The sequence below is a fragment of the Enterobacter sp. MGH 16 genome, from assembly GCF_000493175.1.
GTDB lineage: Bacteria > Pseudomonadota > Gammaproteobacteria > Enterobacterales > Enterobacteriaceae > Enterobacter > Enterobacter roggenkampii.
Window position 1 is genome coordinate 2,342,031 of the sequence record NZ_KI535695.1, and the last position, 17,458, is coordinate 2,359,488.

The following is a 17,458-nucleotide window of genomic DNA, read 5'->3' on the forward strand; positions in this document are numbered from 1 at the left end:
CTTAGTTGTGGTGACGTACGGCGCGCAGGAACTCCTGGCGGGTATTCTGGCTCGATTTAAACAGACCGCCCAGCGAGGTTGTGGTGGTCGCACTGGTGGCATCGCGCACGCCGCGCGCTTTCACGCAGTAGTGAACCGCGTCGATAGAGACGGCCACGTTATTGGTGCACAGCAGCGTTTGCAGCGCGGTCAGGATCTGCTGGGTCAGGCGCTCCTGCACCTGCGGACGCTGAGCAAAGAACTGCACGATGCGGTTGATCTTCGACAGGCCAATCACCGTATCTTTGGGGATATACGCCACGGTCGCTTTACCGTCGATGGTCACGAAATGGTGTTCGCAGGTGCTGGTCAACGTGATATCGCGGACCGTTACCATCTCATCCACTTTCATCTTGTTTTCAATGACGGTGATTTTCGGGAAGTTGGCGTAATCCAGGCCGGAGAAAATTTCGTCGACGTACATTTTCGCGATGCGGTGCGGCGTCTCCATCAGACTGTCGTCACTCAGATCGAGATTCAGCAGCTCCATGATGTCGGTCATGTGACCGGCAATCAGACGCTTGCGGGTTTCATTGTCCAAATCCTGTACGGGCGGACGCAGTGGCGTTTCAAGACCGCGCGCAACCAGGGCTTCGTGGACCAGGGCAGCTTCTTTACTGAGTGATGACATTTTGTTCTCCTGCAGGTGTGGCGTCTTTTGCCCTCGTTGTGGCAAAAGTATGCGTTCATTGTGCGTGAGGCGGCGCACATAATCCAGTATTCACGACGATAATTATTGCGATTGCTGTTGCCTTTCAGCGTGACGATTCCAGACAAGCGCTCCTCCAACGAACAGCGCAATGCCCGCCAGCCCCAGCGCGGGCTCCAGCCGGTGGGTGAGCCAGGTTGATAACGCCGAGGTGACCGGACCAATCAACTGCCCAATCGCATACCCGGTGGTGAGCAGGCCTGCCATATAACGCGTGTGGTTTGGCGCCAGCTCGCGGCCGTATAAAAGAGAGAGCTGCACGGCACACAAAAAGCCGCCGCCCACCAGCAGCCCACCCGTCAGCAGCCCGCCAATCCCCGGCAGCAGCCAGGCCGCCAGCACGCCTGCGCCCTGTAACCACAGTACGATCGCCAGCCTGCGGTTAGCCGTTGAGGTATGGCGTAACAGAATACTGAGCCCAATGCCCACCACGGCAGCGAGACCAAAAATCGGCCAGACAAACTGGGCAAACAGGCTGCCGGGAAAACGCACGGCCGCCATTTGCGACAGAAAGGTCGCCGGGAGGATATAGCCAAACCCGGCCAGGCTGTAGCTCCAGACCAGACGCGTTAAATCCGCCGTCAGCACCAGCGGCTCCGGCGCGGAGCCGGGTCGATGGAGCTGCCCGGATCGCGGCAGGTAGCGCGCCACCAGCGCAATCAGCACCAGCGCGAGCACGCCGTAGATTTGCCATGCCGCCCCGGCCGACAGGGACTTCGCCTGAATATAGACGGCGAGCAGCCCGCTCAGGGCAATGCCCGCCCCCGGTCCGGCAAACACCGCAGCGCTCAGGCCCGGTTTACCCAGCTGTCCCAGCCGTTCGTTGGTCCAGGCGGCAATGAGTACCATCGACCAGCCGCTCATGCAGCCAATCACGTAGCGCAGCAGGCCGTGCACGACGGCGTTATCCGCTGCCGCGGAGAGCAGCGTCAGCGCCACCGCGCCGGTGATACCCAGCCAGAGGCGCGTTTCAACGAAGCGGTGCGCACGCATCGCATCCCACGCACCCACCAGATAGCCCAGATAATTCATCGCCGCCACCAGACCCGCGCTGGTCAGCGTAAGCTGTCCGGCAGCAATCATCAGCGGTACCTGAGGCGTAAAGGCAAAGCGCCCTATCCCCATCGCCACCACCAGAACGACAAACCCACTGAGCGCAATACGCAGCGCCATGACCGCTCCAATTGTTAAAGAAAAGTAAATTTATGATGCAGCATCTCGCCGTCTGGCGAAAGTGAAAGTTACTCACAGGTCAATGAAAAGGCTGTATTATGGGTTTTATGAATACGCATTCTCATTAAGGAGCCCTGCATGGAACTGCTCGAAGAGCACCGTTGTTTTGAAGGTCGACAGCAGCGCTGGCGGCACGACTCCACCTCTCTGAACTGTGCAATGACGTTCAGCATTTTCCTGCCGCCGACGGAAAACCCGCCGGTTTTGTTCTGGCTTTCCGGCCTGACCTGTAACGACGAAAACTTCACCACCAAAGCGGGCGCGCAGCGTATTGCCGCCGAGCTGGGCATTGCGCTGGTGATGCCAGACACCAGCCCGCGTGGCGACGATGTGGCCGACGATGCCGGATACGACCTGGGCAAAGGCGCCGGGTTTTATCTCAATGCGACCGAGCAGCCCTGGGCGCGCCACTACCGCATGTATGATTACCTTCGGGATGAACTTCCTGCGCTGGTGCAGTCGCAGTTTGCGGTTGGCGAGCGCTGCGCGATCAGCGGCCACTCAATGGGCGGACACGGGGCGCTCATCATGGCGCTGAAAAATCCGGGGAAATACGTCAGCGTGTCGGCATTTGCACCAATTGTGAACCCAACACAGGTGCCGTGGGGGCAGAAAGCCTTCACACACTATCTGGGTGAGGATGCGGAAAAATGGCAGGCATGGGACAGCTGCGCGCTTATGCTGGCCAGCAAAGCTGAAGAGGCCATTCCCACCCTTATCGATCAGGGTGATGCGGACCAGTTCCTCGCAGGTCAGCTGCAGCCTGCGGTGCTGGCAGAAGCGGCACGCCAGAAAGACTGGCCGCTGACGCTGCGCATTCAGCCGGGATACGATCACAGCTATTACTTCATCGCGTCCTATATTGAGGATCATCTCCGCTTCCATGCGGAGCATTTATTTGCATAAGCACCGCCTGTTTTGCCCGGTGGCGCTTCGCTTACCGGGCCTACGGGCCTGTGCCCTTATGTAGGCCGGGTAAGGCGCAGCCGCCACCCGGCACATGGCTACATCAGAACTTATAATCCACGCCGACAAAGTAGCGACGGCCATCTTCCGTGTAGCTGTAATCGTCGCGGCTCAGATCTTTGTCCAGCAGGTTCTGCACGCCCGCGCGCAGCTTCACGCTTTTCGTCGCCTGCCACGCGGCGCCGGTATTCCAGATAACATAGCCACCCGGCGTTGGGTCGCTGCTGGTCAGCGCGCGTTTCTCACCGGTGTAGTTGCCCTGAACATAGAACGACCAGTCCTGCGTCGCCTTCCAGTCAACGGTCCCGTTGGCGGTGTGGAACGGCAGATCGGACAGCGGTTTGTTGCCGCCGTTGCTGATATCACGACCGTCGTTGTAGGTGTAGTTCAGCGTCACTTTCCAGTCGTCCGCCAATGGGAATTTCAGCTCGGTCTCCACCCCACGGATGCGCGCCTTGTTGACGTTGTAGTAGCGGAAAATCGGTTCACCGTCCGCATTCAGGCCAACGTAGTTAGGGTAGCTCTGCGCCTGCTTCGCATTGGCCGTACGGCTGATGCTGATGCGGTCATCGACGTTATTCTGGAAGGTGGTCACGCTGGCCTGCACGCCCTCTAACCAGCCCTCTTCCCCGCTGTAGTACAGACCGAACTCGAAGCTCTCGCTGGTCTCCGGTTTCAGATCCGGGTTACCGACAATCTCACAGGCACCGCGGCACGAGCCGGTGACCCAGTCCGGGCTCAGCTGCAGCAGTGACGGCGCTTTAAACGCGGTCGCCCAGCCCCCTTTCACCGTGACGGTATCGGTCGCGTTGTAGACCAGATAGGCGCGCGGGCTCCAGTGGTCGCCGTAGGTATCATGGTCGTCCATACGGATGCCGGTGGTCAGCGCCAGAGGTTCAAAAATACGCCACTCGTCCTCCAGGAACAGGGCATACTGGCTTGTCGACGTACTGCTGCCGGAGCCGCCCGTCAGGTTGACCGGATCCTTCAGCTTATCGTGACGCCATTCGCCGCCGAAGGTCATCAGCTGGTTGATGTCGCCCAGCGGCAGCACGTATTTCCCGTCTACCGCGTTGCTCTCGGAGGTGATCGGATTGCTGTTGCCCGGGTTTTTGTTATCCACCTTCTCGCCGTAAACCTTCAGCTCGCTGTTGCCGATGCCCCAGCGGCCGTTGTGGCTGAGAGAGTAGTTCTGACGCTCAAGGCGGTTTTTGTCGAGGGAATCCGAGTCACGATCCTGACGGTCGAAACCGTAGCCCGCCGTAAAGTCGTGATTTTCAGACGGCGTCCAGGCGAATTCCACATTCGCATCGCGGCTGGTGAAGCCTTCAATGCGCGGTGTTTCACCGCTCGCCGTGGTAGAGGACTTCTGCTGACCGTCTTTCTCACGCTTCGCGAGGCTACCGTAGGCTTTCAGCCCTAGCAGGCCGTCCACCAGCGGACCGCTGGTATAGAACTGGCCGTCGTACGTATCACCACGATCGCGATGTTCCTGAATTGTGGAATCGGCGCTCAGGGTGCCCGTCCATTTCTGGCCTATTTTTTTGGTGATAATGTTCACCACGCCGCCCAGCGCATCGGAGCCATAAAGCGAGGACATCGGCCCGCGCACGACTTCGATTCGTTCGATGGCGTCAACCGGCACCCAGTTGAGGTCGAAATCATTATGGCGGAACACTGCGTTACGGGAATTGACGCGCTTGCCGTCGATCAGGATCAGCGTGTAGCTGCTGTCCAGCCCGCGAATACTTACCCCTTTACGGTTGTCCCCTTCGCTTGTGAGCTGCACGCCCGGCACATCCCGTAACACATCTTTCAGGTTCTGAACGGGTTTGCGCTGCAAATCTTCCTGGGTAATCACGCTGATGCTTGCCGGTGCGTCTTTCAGGTTTTGCTCGGTCGCGGAAGCCGTGACAACCATTGTGTCGCCGGATTCCGCTGCGATAACAGGCAGGGCCAGGGACATTGCGGACGCACAAAGTCCTCCCCTGACGAAGGGATTCAACCTAAACATTCCATATCTCCATGAGGTAAATACAACTCAATCAAATCATCATTGCTCACAGCGTCTTCCTTGCCGCCCACATCTCCGGTGGGTCGGTGACACGCTTATTTTTGATAACGATAAAGCAAACGATAATTATTATCAATTAAATTGTTAAGAAATATATCTTTGTTACAGGAGGCGGAAATAAAAAAGCCCGCTCAAACGAGCGGGCTAAGAGAGAGGAAGTGCGATTATTGTTTAAATCGTTCCGGGAATTCCATTTCACTGTAGCGAACGAAGTGTGTTCCTTTCGTCAGCTTGTAGCCAAACCAGATGACGAGGAACAGCGGAATACCAATGTAGGTTGCCGTGACGGCGCCCCAGTCAATGGTGTCCGCCAGGAACGCTTCATAGTTCTGTCCCAGCGTAATAATCAGGCACAGAATGAAGGCGAAAATGGGACCCAGCGGGAAGAACCCTGAGCGATACGGCAGCTGGTTAACGTCATAACCCTGTTTGACGTAGCCACGGCGGAAACGATAGTGGCTAATGGCAATCCCCAGCCAGGCAATAAAGCCCGTCATCCCGGAGGTGTTAAGCAGCCACAGGTACACCGTCTGGTTGCCAAACATAGAGGTCAGGAAGCACAGGCCGGCAATCACCGTTGTGGCGTACAGTGCGTTGCGCGGTACGCCGCCACGGGACAGTTTCGCGAAGATACGCGGCGCTTTACCGTCACATGCCAGCGTGTAGAGCATACGTGTGGACGCGTACATTCCGGAATTACCGGCAGAAAGTACGGCGGTCAGGATAACGGCGTTCATCACTGCTGCGGCTGAAAGCAGGCCGGCATGCTGGAAGACCAGCGTGAACGGGCTGACGCTAATGTCTTTGACATCATTACGCAGCAGGCTTGGATCGGTGTACGGAATGATCAGGCTGATAATCAGGATCGCGAACACATAGAACAGCAGGATACGCCAGAAGACCTGACGAACCGCGCGCGGAATATTCTTCTCCGGGTTTTCTGACTCACCGGCAGCAATGCCAATCAGCTCGGTTCCCTGGAAGGAGAAGCCGACAATCATTGCCACGCCAATCATTGCCGACAGTCCACCGGCAAACGGCGCATCGCCTATTGTCCAGTTACTCCAGCCCGCAGGTTCAGCGCCTTTGAAAATACCAACGATCATCGCCACACCGACGACGATAAAGATGATGACGGTTGCCACTTTGATCAAAGAGAACCAGTATTCCGCTTCGCCGAAACCGCGCACGGAGATGTAGTTCAGCAGGAAGATGACGGCCAGGAACAGGGCGCTCCAGATCCAGCCCGGCGTATCCGGGAACCACCAGTTCATCACCAGCTGTGCGGCAACGAGGTCAACGGCAATAGTGACCGCCCAGTTGTACCAGTAGTTCCAGCCCAGCGCGAAGCCGAAGCCTTCTTCAACGTATTTTTGACCGTAGGTCGAGAACGAACCGGATACCGGCATGTACGCGGCCAGTTCGCCGAGACTGGTCATCAGGAAGTACACCATCAGGCCAATCAGGATATAAGAGAAAAGTGCCCCACCCGGGCCGGCTGCCGAAATCGTTGCGCCAGAGGCAACGAAAAGACCTGTACCGATGGAGCCGCCAATGGCGATCATCGTCAGGTGACGCGCCTTGAGTTCACGACGTAGCGTGGGCGCTTCTGTGGTTTTAATTTCTGAAACCATATGAAAATGCTGTCCATTTAATAAATGAGGCGCGATTGTAGCAGACGATCCGCGTTCCTTCCGGCAGAAATACTCAGTTATAAGAGAGCTTCATGACGCGGCCAGGATTATAAGTAAAGCATAATTTTTCCCTCTTCCCTTTGGGGTGAGGGACGATGTCAGATTTCGCAATAGCGCAGAAAACGCTGCAGGGAGCTGGAAAGGTGTTTCTGGCGATGATGAATGCACCACAGCGTGCGCACCAGTTTCGGGAGCGGAACGGGAATTTCCACCAGCGATCCGGTTTCCAGCTGTTCGGCAATAACGCGCCGGGAAAGGCAGCTGATACCCAGCCCGTGGCGCACCGCGTGCTTAATCGCCTCTGAGTTCCCCAATTCCATCCCCAGCTGGAAATGCGGCAGATGGGAAAGCAGCAGATAATCGACAATTTCACGCGTGCCGGAGCCCTGCTCGCGCAGGATCCACTGCGCCTGCGCCAGCCGCTCCAGCGTCACCTCGCCCTGCAATAACGACGAGGCCGGGGACGCAAACACCACCAGCTCGTCTTCCAGCCAGGGCTCGGCAATGATATCGACGTTGTGGCAGGGCCCCTCGATGAGGCCGATATCCACGCGGAAGTCGATCACCGCGTTGATGACGTCCTGGCTATTGCCCACGCTCATCTCCAGCGGCAGGGTCGGGAAATCCCGACGATAGCGGGCGATCACCTCCGGGAGAATGTAGTTCCCGATGGTGCTGCTGGCGTAGACGCGGATCGCGCCGTTATCTTCGCGGAACAGCTGTTCGATTTCGATAGCCTGCTCCAGCAGCGCCAGCGCGCGTGGATAAAGAAGACGACCGTGTTCGTTGACCACCAGACGCTTCCCTACCCTGTCGAAAAGCTGAACGCCCAGCTGTCCTTCAAGATCGGTCAACGCCGCGCTGACCGCAGACTGCGAGAGCGCCAGCATTTGTGACGCCTGGGTCGTCGAGCCGCTTTTCAGCACCTCGGCAAACACTTCTAGCTGACGCAAAGTAATGTGCATGGTTGCTTACCACTTATATAGATTGATTATAAGTATATAATCAATTTTATTTTTAAGCCAGACCGCCGTAACCTTTAGCCAGACAAAGGAGAAGGTTATGTCAGAAATCACCTTACAACATCATCGTACAGTGTGGCACTTCGTGCCGGGTCTTGCGCTCAGCGCCGCAGTGACCGCCGTCGCGCTATGGGGCGGCAGCATCCCGGCCATCGCAGGCGCAGGTTTCAGCGCGCTGACGCTCGCCATTTTGCTCGGCATGGTCGTGGGTAACACCGTTTATCCACATATCTGGAAATCCTGCGACGGCGGCGTGATCTTTGCCAAGCAGCATCTGCTGCGTCTTGGGATCATTCTTTATGGCTTTCGTCTCACCTTTTCGCAGATTGCGGATGTGGGTGCGAGCGGGATCGCCATCGACGTTCTGACCCTGACCAGCACCTTTTTACTGGCCTGCTTTATCGGTCAGAAAGTGTTTGGCCTGGACAGGCAAACCAGCTGGCTGATCGGTGCCGGGAGCAGTATCTGTGGCGCAGCGGCGGTGCTGGCAACGGAGCCGGTCGTGAAAGCCGAAGCCAGCAAGGTAACGGTTGCCGTCGCGACGGTGGTGATCTTCGGTACGCTGGCGATTTTCCTCTACCCGGCCATGTATCCGCTGGTCGCCCACTGGTTTAGCCCGGAAACCTACGGCATCTATATCGGCTCGACCATGCACGAAGTGGCCCAGGTGGTCGCAGCAGGACATGCCATTAACCCGGACGCCGAAAACGCGGCGGTGATTGCCAAAATGCTGCGCGTGATGATGCTGGCGCCGTTCCTGATTTTCCTGGCCGCACGGGTTAAACAGCTGGCACCGGCTGGCGGCAGCGAGAAGAGCAAAATCACCATTCCGTGGTTTGCGATCCTGTTCATCGTGGTCGCTATCTTTAACTCCTTCCACCTGCTGCCGAAAGCGGTGGTGGATATGCTGGTGACGCTGGATACCGTACTGCTGGCGATGGCCATGGCGGCGCTGGGGGTGACCACGCACGTCAGCGCGCTGAAAAAAGCCGGTGCGAAACCGCTGCTGATGGCGCTGGTGCTCTTCATCTGGCTGATTGTCGGCGGTGGCGCAATTAACCTCGCGGTCCATAGCCTGATGGCATAAACCACTACATCCTTCTCCTGTTAACCCGCTATCATAGGCATTTCGGGTTAACAGGAGTCCCTTTATGAAATATGTTGGAGCGCACGTCAGCGCTGCAGGTGGCCTTGCGAATGCCGCCATTCGTGCCGCCGAAATTGAGGCGACCGCTTTCGCCCTGTTCACCAAAAATCAGCGCCAGTGGCGCGCCGCACCGCTCACCGCTGAGGTGATTGATGATTTCAAAGCCGCCTGTGAGAAATACCGCTACGGGCCCGGCCAGATCCTCCCCCACGACAGCTACCTGATCAACCTCGGTCACCCGGTTGAAGAAGCGCTGGAAAAATCCCGCGAGGCGTTTCTTGATGAAGTGCAGCGCTGCGAACAGCTGGGGCTGACGCTGCTGAACTTCCATCCGGGCAGCCATCTGATGCAGATCGACGAAGATGCCTGCCTGGCGCGCATTGCCGAGTCCATCAACATCACGCTGGATAAAACCAAAGGCGTGACGGCGGTGATTGAGAACACCGCTGGTCAGGGCAGCAACCTCGGCTTTAAGTTCGAACATCTGGCGGCGATTATCGACGGCGTGGAGGACAAATCCCGCGTCGGCGTGTGCATTGATACCTGCCACGCGTTTGCCGCCGGTTATGACCTGCGCACCACCGAGGCAACAAAAAACACGTTTGATGAGTTCGAGCGCATTGTGGGCTTTAAATATCTGCGTGGAATGCACTTAAACGATGCGAAAAGCGCCTTTGGTAGCCGCGTTGACCGCCATCACAGCCTGGGCGAAGGCAACATTGGCCACGATGCGTTCCGCTTTATCATGCAGGACGCCCGCTTCGACGGTATTCCGATGGTGCTTGAAACCATCAATCCGGACATCTGGGCAGAAGAGATTGCCTGGCTGAAGGCACAGCAAACCGCTGAACAGGCGGCATAAAAAAAGCCGGGTGCGTAATGCGACCCGGCTTTTTGTTGTTTATCGCTTACGCTGCTTTCGCCACAACTTCCGCTTCCGGACGTTTCAGCACCGCGTAAGAGAGGCCCGCCACCAGCGTACCGGCAACAATCGCCAGCAGGTAACCCAGTACCGGGGTGATGGCGCCAGGGATCAGCAGCACGAACAGACCGCCGTGTGGTGCCATCAGTTTTGCGCCAATCGCCATGGAGATCGCCCCCGTCACGGCACCACCTGCGATACAGCACGGCAGCACACGCATTGGGTCACGCGCCGCGAACGGAATCGCGCCTTCGGTGATGAAGCACAGCCCCAGCACCAGCGCGGCTTTACCGCCTTCCTGCTGCGCTTTATCGAACTTACGACGGGCAATAATCGTCGCCAGGCCGAGCGCCAGCGGAGGCACCATGCCTGCCGCCATGATCGCCGCCATTGGTGCGTAGGTTTGGGTACTCAGCAGGCCCACACCAAAGGCGTACGCCGCTTTGTTCACCGGACCACCCATGTCGGTACACATCATGCCGCCGAGGATTGCACCCAGCAGAACCGCGTTCGCGGTGCCCATGGTCTGCAGCCAGTGGGTCAGACCCGCCAGGATGCCTGCAACCGGCTTACCAATCAGGTAAATCATCGCCAGGCCGACCACCAGGCTGGAAATCAGCGGGATGATCAGGATCGGCTTCAGCGCTTCCATACTCTGCGGCAGCTTCAGCTTCGAGCTAATCAGCTTCGCGACGTAACCGGCGAGGAAGCCCGCGATGATACCGCCGATAAAGCCGGAACCGGTGCTCACGGCCAGCATACCGCCGATAAGACCCGGGGTCAGACCCGGGCGGTCAGCAATGGAGAAGGCAATAAAGCCCGCCAGTACCGGCACCATCAGGGCGAAGGCTGAGCCCCCGCCGATCTGCATCAGCGCTGCCGCCAGCGTTCCTTCTTCTTTAAACGCCGTGATACCAAACGCGAACGAGAGCGCGATACACAGACCGCCCGCGACCACCATCGGCAGCATGTAAGACACGCCGGTCAGCAGGTGACGATAGGCGCCTGCGGACTCTTTCTTCCCTTCCGTCGCGGTCTGGCGCGCGCCGGTTGCCTGATACGGCTTCGCTTCCACCAGCGCTTTATCAAACTCCTGCGCGGTCTTTTTCAGCGCCAGGCCGGTGGAGGTGCGGTACATTGGCTTACCGGCAAATTTCGCCAGGTCCACTTCGATATCCGCCGCCACAATCACCAGATCGGCCTCCGCCACTTCCTCTGGGGTGATGGCATTGCCGGCACCGACGGAGCCGCGCGTTTCAACTTTTACCCACCAGCCGCGTTTTTTCGCTTCGGTTTCAATGGCTTCAGCCGCCATAAAGGTGTGAGCCACCCCCGTCGGACAGGCCGTCACCGCAACAATGCGTTTCGGGCCCGTGGCCGCAGCCGGTGCCGTCGCGACAGGCGCGCTGTAGACAGACGCGTGATCTTTCGCTTCGCTCAGGAACAGTTCCGGATGTGCCACCGCGCGATTAATATCGCCCAGCCACACTTTTTTGCCGTTCAGCGCACTGTCAGCCGGGATGTTGTCGCCCAGGACAATGGCCAGTTCGGCATCGCCCGGGTTATCAGTCATCTCGAGATGTGCTTTGTTCGCCGCCGCTCCCAGCAAGGTCTTCGCCATATAGGCGCGTGCCTGTCCGAGACCGGAGTCAATGATCAGCAGCGTTTTCATTATTCCTCTCCTGCTGTTAGTTAAAAGGTTTTAAGTCAACGCGCGCCATCATCGCGGCTAACTGGGTACGATCGGTAATACCGACATTGCTCTGGCTGACGGCCAGGGCAGCAACGGCAGTGGCAAGACGTAAAGTATGTTCACTGGATTCCCGCATCAGCAGACCATAAATCAGTCCGCCAACCATGGAATCCCCTGCGCCAACGGTACTCACAACCTCCATTGACGGCGGTTTGGCGATCCATTCGCCAGACGCGTTAACCCACAACGCGCCTTCTGCACCAAGCGAGATCACCACGTGAGCGATACCCTGCTCGCGCAGCGCATGGGCAGCGTCAATCACATCTTTTAATTCTGGCAGCTTACGGCCCGCCCAGATCTCCAGTTCGCGGCGATTTGGTTTCACCAGCCACGGAGAGGCTTTGAGACCCGCGACCAGCGCGTCACGGCTGCTGTCAAAAATAATGCATGGGCACTGGCTGCGCAGGCGCGTCATCCAGTCGGTAAACGCTTCCGGGCTGACGCCGGATGGCAGGCTGCCGCTGACGCACACCATATCGAACTGGCCCAGCCAGGTCAGCGAGTCGTTGACAAAGCGTTCCCAGTCTGACGGCGTCACTTCGAAGCCAGAGAAGTTCAGATCGGTCACTTCACCGTCTTTCTCCGTCAGCTTAACGTTGATACGGGTACGGCCCTGAACAATCTGGAAACGGTTGGCAATGCCCAGCTCGCTGAACAGCTGCTGGAAACCATCCTGGTTGTCTTTGCCGAGGAATCCGCCCACGGTGACATCGATACCGAGATCCTTGAGCACTTTCGCGACGTTAATCCCTTTGCCCGCAGCATGCAGGCCGGTGGTACGCACGAGGTTAACTTCGCCGCGCTCAATTTCCGGGCAAAACCCCACCAGGTCATAAGCCGGGTTCAGCGTAATAGTCGCAACACGTCTGCTCATTATGCGCCCTCCCCCAGACCCGCCGCGATGGCATCGCCAATCGCTTTCAGCGCCTGTTCAGCATCGGCACCCTGCGCGGTGAAACGCAGACGGTGGCCTTTCTTCACGCCCAGCGCGACCACTTTCATCAGACTACGGCCGTTGGCCGGTTTGCCCGTGCCGTCAAGATTCGCCACGGTAATCTCACTCTCAAATTGTTTAATGGTATTCACCAGCATGGTACCCGGACGGGCATGCAGGCCGTGCTCGTTACGCACCACGAACTCCGCGGTTTGCACGTCATCCGTCAGCGCATCATCACTGGTCAGCAGTGCCAGCACGGTGGACGCATCAGCGTTCAGCAGTTTTTCAGCTTTGTTGTTCAGCAGCAGATCGCCAAGACGCTTCAGCACGGAAACCGGCTGTTTATCAGCCATCGCGACGGTCACCAGCATGGCTGCGCGCTCGCCTTCTACCTCAAACGCCGTGGCAGCACGGCTCACGGCAATCGCACTGCGCAGGTTGCCTTCAGCACTGTCGTTCAGCCAGATGCCCTGACCCAGATTCAACGGCTTATCGTTAATCACGCGCGTCACAAAGGTGGCATCCGCCGCGCCGGCCTCTTTCAGACGACCCGCGTTCAGCGCCTGCAGCGTCACCAGATCGGAAGCAACCACATCCAGCGTCAGCGTTTCATTATCCAGTTTCAGCGCTTCACTCTGTTTTTCGCCCATCAGCAAGGCGCGCAGCTCTTCCGCGGTGGTGGCGGATTTAAGCTGTTCAGCCACCGCGTCATCGCTCAGGACATGCGTCAGCTGACGCAGCAGACCTAAATGTTCATCGCTGCTGGCCGCGATACCGATGGCCACATAGGCCACCTGACCGTCGCCCCAAAGCACGCCCTGCGGGAACTGATACACCTTAACGCCGGTTTTCAGCACCTGATCGCGGGTGTCGGTGGTACCGTGCGGAATGGCAATGCCATTGCCGAGGAAGGTTGAAGTCTGCTGCTCGCGGGCCAGCATGCCGTTGACATAGCCGTCCGCGACTTTACCCGCCTGCACAAGCGCAGCGGCAACCTGGCGAATAGCCTCTTCTTTATCCCCGGCCTGAGCGCCCGGGTGGATATCCTGAACAGATAACTGGAACATGGTTCTCCACTCCTGCTGAACTTGAATCGTTTCAGCTTTAATGAGAAAAAATGCGCTAGCCTGCTCCGTTTGTTAAAACAAGATAGCGCTGAAACGTTTCAAAAAGTCTTGCGCTTTCTGCTGTTCCTTGCAAGTAAACTCGTCTTTCTGATATCAGAATTTAGAGATACAGCACATTTCTTCTTCATTGAGCTGAATTTTGCTGAAGTTCAGCAAGTCAGTTTCAGCTAAGGTCAGCAGCGTGAGAGGCAAGTTGAAATGCCATTTTGATTTTTCGTGGCATCATTGACCGCACCCACTGTTTATTTTTTAGCTGACGGCGTACACTCCGCCCCTCTCTGCTACTCGCTAATTATAAAACATGCATAACACCCCTGCGGCTGCCTCGCCAAAGCCCTTTGACTTGACCTCAGCGGCCTTCCTGATTGTTGCCTTTTTCACGGGTATTGCCGGTGCGTTACAGACGCCGACGCTGAGCTTATTTCTGACCAATGAGGTTCATGTTCGTCCGGCGCTGGTTGGCTTCTTTTTTACCGGAAGCGCAATCATCGGCATCCTGGTCAGTCAGTTTCTGGCGGGGCGATCCGACAGAAAAGGCGATCGTAAAAGCCTGATCGTTTTCTGCTGCCTGCTGGGGGTCATGGCCTGCGTTCTGTTTGCCTGGAACCGCAACTACTTCATTCTGCTTTTCGTCGGGGTATTCCTGAGCAGCTTTGGCTCGACGGCTAACCCACAGCTGTTTGCGCTTGCCCGCGAACACGCCGACCATACCGGACGTGAAGCGGTGATGTTCAGCTCTGTCCTGCGTGCACAGGTGTCGCTGGCGTGGGTGATTGGCCCGCCGCTGGCCTACGCGCTGGCGATGGGTTTTGGCTTTACGGTGATGTACCTGAGCGCGGCAGTCGCGTTTGTGGCGTGCGGCGCGCTGGTGTGGTTCTTCCTGCCGTCCATGCGCAAAGAGCCCAAGGTGGCAACGGGTGTGCTGGAAGCGCCGCGCCGTAACCGCCGCGATGCCCTGCTCCTGTTCGCGATCTGCACGCTGATGTGGGGCACCAACAGCCTGTATATCATCAATATGCCGCTGTTTATCATTAATGAACTGCACCTGCCGGAGAAGCTGGCGGGCATCATGATGGGCACCGCAGCCGGGCTTGAGATCCCGACCATGCTGATCGCGGGCTATTACGCCAGGCGCTTCGGAAAGCGTTTTTTAATGCGCATCGCCGCCGTCGCCGGTCTGCTGTTTTATATCGGTATGCTGACGGTACATACGCCGGGGCTGTTGCTGGCGTTACAGCTGCTGAACGCTATCTATATTGGTATTCTCGCCGGGATAGGCATGCTTTATTTCCAGGATCTGATGCCGGGCCAGGCAGGCTCCGCCACCACCCTTTATACTAATACCACCCGCGTGGGCTGGATTATTGCCGGTTCAATGGCCGGTGTCGTGGCCGAAATCTGGAACTATCACACGGTGTTCTGGATTGCGCTGGTGATGTGTACGCTGACGATGGGCTGCCTGGCGAGGATTAAAGACGTTTAAGGCGCGGTGAGCGCTTCCAGCTCAAGAAGGTACGTTATCGCCTGCTCTCGCGTGCTGCCGCACATTTCAGCCGTGGGCTGAAGCCCGGAGCAGACATTCGGGCGCAACGGTGAGCCAAAGATCATGCACAGGTTCGTTTCCGAGAGCTGAACGCAGCGGGTATTGGCAGGTTTGCCCTCGGGCATTCCTGGAATGGGGCTTGAAATGGACGGTGCAGTACAGCACGCGCCACAATCGGGACGACAATCCATAAATGCTCTCTTTCGCTGGCGAATGCCCGTACGGTCGGGCATCGCGCGCACAGTAACACCTTTTGTGTATTGATAGCAAAAGCCACGAATTCCTCTTGCCTGAAAGGCCGCGCGCGAGTAATTTGGCGCGATATTTTTTACCTCCCGTAAACAGGATTACTGCAATGCCAAGAGCGAACGAAATTAAGAAAGGTATGGTACTGAATTACAACGGCAAATTGCTGATTGTGAAAGATATCGATATTCAGGCACCAAGCGCCCGTGGTGCAGCTACGCTGTACAAAATGCGTTTCGCCGATGTGCGTACCGGCCTGAAGGTGGAAGAGCGCTTTAAAGGTGACGATATCGTCGATACCGTGACCCTGACCCGTCGCTATGTTGATTTCTCCTACATCGACGGCAACGAATATGTGTTCATGGACAAAGAAGATTACACCCCGTATATCTTCACCAAAGACCAGATTGAAGAAGAGCTGCTGTTCATCCCGGAAGGCGGTATGCCTGATATGCAGGTTCTGACCTGGGACGGCGTGCTGCTGGCGCTGGAACTGCCTCAGACCGTCGATCTGGAAATCGTTGAAACCGCACCAGGCATCAAAGGCGCATCCGCCAGTGCCCGCAACAAACCGGCTACCCTGACCACCGGCCTGGTTGTACAGGTGCCGGAATACCTTTCTGCTGGCGAGAAAATCCGCATCCATATCGAAGAAAAACGCTATATGGGTCGCGCTGACTGATTGCGGCGTTTGTCGGGTGGCGCTACGCTTACCCGACCTACGAAAAAACCGGCCCTGAAGCCGGTTTTTGTGTTTTTGTAGGCTGGGAAGGCGAAGCCGCCACCCGGCAATTCCGGTTACAGCAGCTCCGGATACTTCGTCATCTTCAGCGCCAGCTCAACGCCGCGCACTTCCGCCATCCCTTTAAGACGGCCAATCGCCGAATAGCCCGGGTTGGTTTTCTTACGCAGATCGTCCAGCATCTGGTGTCCGTGATCCGGACGGAACGGGATAGGACGCACATCGCCAGCCTGCTTGCGACGCGCCTCTTCCGCCAGAATAGCGTCCACCACCGCGACCATATTCACATCGCCGCCCAGGTGCGCCGCCTCGTGGAAGGTTTTTGGGTTCTCTTCACGGCAGGTCGCACGCAGATGCGTAAAGTGAATGCGATCGCCGAAGGTTTCAATCATCCGCACCAGGTCGTTATCCGCCCGCACGCCGTAGGAGCCGGTACACATGGTAAAGCCGTTGTGGATGCTGTCGACCGTCTCTTTCAGCCACTGCATATCTTCAATCGTAGACACGATACGCGGCAGGCCGAGGATAGGACGCGGGGGATCGTCCGGATGTACCGCCAGGCGAACCCCCACCTCTTCCGCGACCGGCACAATTGCGCGCAGGAAATACGCCATGTTTTCACGCAGCTGCTGCTTATCAATATTGCCGTACTCCGCCAGGCGGGCGCGGAACTGATCCAGCGTATACCCCTCTTCGGCACCCGGCAGGCCCGCAATAATATTACGGGTCAGCTTTTCGATATCCGCGTCGCTGGCGGCATTGAACCATTGGAGCGCCTGCTGCTGCTCTTCCGCGGTGTAATCCGCGTCTGCGCCAGAGCGTTTCAGAATGTGCAGTTCGAATGCCGCAAAGGCAATCTGATCGAAACGCAGCGCTTTTGAGCCGTCCGGCATTTGATATTCGAGGTCTGTACGCGTCCAGTCCAGAATGGGCATGAAGTTGTAGCAAACGGTATCAATACCGCAGGCCGCGAGGTTACGGATGCTCTGCTGATAGTTGGCAATCCAGGCCTGATACTCGCCGGAATGGGTTTTGATGTCTTCGTGAACCGGAATGCTTTCCACCACAGACCAGGTTAATCCCTTTTCCGCCAGCAGCGCCTGACGCGTCTGGATTTCCTCTACCGGCCAGACCTGACCGTTAGGAATATGATGCAGCGCCGTGACGACACCCGTTGCGCCAGCCTGACGCACATCATCAAGAGAAACCGGATCGTTCGGCCCGTACCAACGCCAGGTTTGTTCCATTGCCTCACCCTCTTAAGTTGTTATACCAATATGCGTTACTACAATGACGACTACCAT

General features: G+C 57.4%; 15 protein-coding genes. 5 read left to right on the forward strand and 10 right to left on the reverse strand.

From position 1 onward, the window contains the following. Position 1: 1 nt before the first annotated feature. Together folE and L362_RS11780 are read right to left on the reverse strand one after the other, a co-directional pair. On the reverse strand, positions 2-670 hold the full coding sequence (gene folE / locus L362_RS11785) for a GTP cyclohydrolase I FolE (RefSeq protein ID WP_023344549.1): 669 nt from the start codon (positions 668-670) through the stop codon (positions 2-4). A gap of 102 nt (positions 671-772) precedes the next feature. Further along, positions 773-1,921: a YbfB/YjiJ family MFS transporter gene (locus tag L362_RS11780; RefSeq protein ID WP_023344550.1), complete on the reverse strand. Its 1,149-nt coding sequence runs from the start codon at positions 1,919-1,921 to the stop codon at positions 773-775. Between the two features lie 138 nt (positions 1,922-2,059). Between L362_RS11780 and fghA the strand changes: the two genes are divergently transcribed. Continuing rightward, on the forward strand, positions 2,060-2,887 hold the full coding sequence (gene fghA / locus L362_RS11775) for an S-formylglutathione hydrolase (RefSeq protein ID WP_023344551.1): 828 nt from the start codon (positions 2,060-2,062) through the stop codon (positions 2,885-2,887). Between the two features lie 103 nt (positions 2,888-2,990). On the opposite strand, the gene cirA is transcribed toward fghA, so the two are convergent. The 3 genes from cirA to yieE all read right to left on the reverse strand — a co-directional run bounded on the left by cirA (position 2,991) and on the right by yieE (position 7,680). Beyond that, positions 2,991-4,961 (reverse strand): catecholate siderophore receptor CirA, encoded by a 1,971-nt coding sequence (cirA, locus tag L362_RS11770; RefSeq protein ID WP_023344552.1) that lies wholly within the window; start codon positions 4,959-4,961, stop codon positions 2,991-2,993. A 224-nt stretch (positions 4,962-5,185) separates the two neighbouring features. Continuing rightward, positions 5,186-6,655 (reverse strand): amino acid permease, encoded by a 1,470-nt coding sequence (locus L362_RS11765; RefSeq protein ID WP_008500931.1) that lies wholly within the window; start codon positions 6,653-6,655, stop codon positions 5,186-5,188. Between the two features lie 158 nt (positions 6,656-6,813). Beyond that, the gene (gene yieE, locus L362_RS11760; RefSeq protein ID WP_008500932.1) at positions 6,814-7,680 is read right to left on the reverse strand and encodes a DNA-binding transcriptional regulator YeiE; all 867 of its coding nucleotides are present in this window, start codon (positions 7,678-7,680) and stop codon (positions 6,814-6,816) included. Positions 7,681-7,777: 97 nt separating this feature from the next. Here yieE and L362_RS11755 point away from each other — a divergent pair, with 97 nt between their 5' ends. Then, complete coding sequence (locus L362_RS11755; RefSeq protein ID WP_023294037.1) at positions 7,778-8,824, forward strand: YeiH family protein; 1,047 nt, start codon at positions 7,778-7,780, stop codon at positions 8,822-8,824. Positions 8,825-8,888: 64 nt separating this feature from the next. Further along, a complete protein-coding gene (gene nfo / locus L362_RS11750) occupies positions 8,889-9,746 on the forward strand; it encodes a deoxyribonuclease IV (RefSeq protein WP_023294038.1) in 858 nt (285 codons plus the stop codon). A gap of 46 nt (positions 9,747-9,792) precedes the next feature. Here nfo and fruA read toward each other — a convergent pair whose 3' ends face one another. Genes fruA through fruB form a run of 3 tightly spaced genes read right to left on the reverse strand, consistent with a single transcriptional unit; the run spans position 9,793 to position 13,563 of the window. Beyond that, a complete protein-coding gene (gene fruA, locus L362_RS11745; protein WP_023344553.1) occupies positions 9,793-11,478 on the reverse strand; it encodes a PTS fructose transporter subunit IIBC in 1,686 nt (561 codons plus the stop codon). A gap of 16 nt (positions 11,479-11,494) precedes the next feature. Continuing rightward, the gene (gene fruK, locus L362_RS11740) at positions 11,495-12,433 is read right to left on the reverse strand and encodes a 1-phosphofructokinase (RefSeq protein ID WP_023312480.1); all 939 of its coding nucleotides are present in this window, start codon (positions 12,431-12,433) and stop codon (positions 11,495-11,497) included. Next, complete coding sequence (fruB, locus tag L362_RS11735) at positions 12,433-13,563, reverse strand: fused PTS fructose transporter subunit IIA/HPr protein (RefSeq protein WP_023344554.1); 1,131 nt, start codon at positions 13,561-13,563, stop codon at positions 12,433-12,435. Before fruB ends, fruK begins: the two co-directional genes overlap by 1 nt. Positions 13,564-13,924: 361 nt before the next feature. Between fruB and setB the strand changes: the two genes are divergently transcribed. Then, the gene (gene setB / locus L362_RS11730; RefSeq protein WP_023344555.1) at positions 13,925-15,106 is read left to right on the forward strand and encodes a sugar efflux transporter SetB; all 1,182 of its coding nucleotides are present in this window, start codon (positions 13,925-13,927) and stop codon (positions 15,104-15,106) included. Here the strand turns inward: setB and L362_RS0123035 are convergent. Beyond that, entirely contained in the window at positions 15,103-15,357 is a 255-nt protein-coding gene (locus L362_RS0123035) for a YkgJ family cysteine cluster protein (protein WP_032637813.1), read from the reverse strand. The genes setB and L362_RS0123035 overlap by 4 nt on opposite strands. Before the next feature lie 164 nt (positions 15,358-15,521). On the opposite strand from L362_RS0123035, the gene yeiP reads away from it, so the two are divergent. Then, positions 15,522-16,094, forward strand: coding sequence for an elongation factor P-like protein YeiP (gene yeiP, locus L362_RS11725; RefSeq protein ID WP_008500940.1), 573 nt, complete (start codon positions 15,522-15,524; stop codon positions 16,092-16,094). Positions 16,095-16,210: 116 nt separating this feature from the next. Here the strand turns inward: yeiP and uxuA are convergent, their stop codons facing one another. Continuing rightward, positions 16,211-17,401, reverse strand: coding sequence for a mannonate dehydratase (gene uxuA / locus L362_RS11720; RefSeq protein WP_023344556.1), 1,191 nt, complete (start codon positions 17,399-17,401; stop codon positions 16,211-16,213). Positions 17,402-17,458 lie beyond the last annotated feature (57 nt).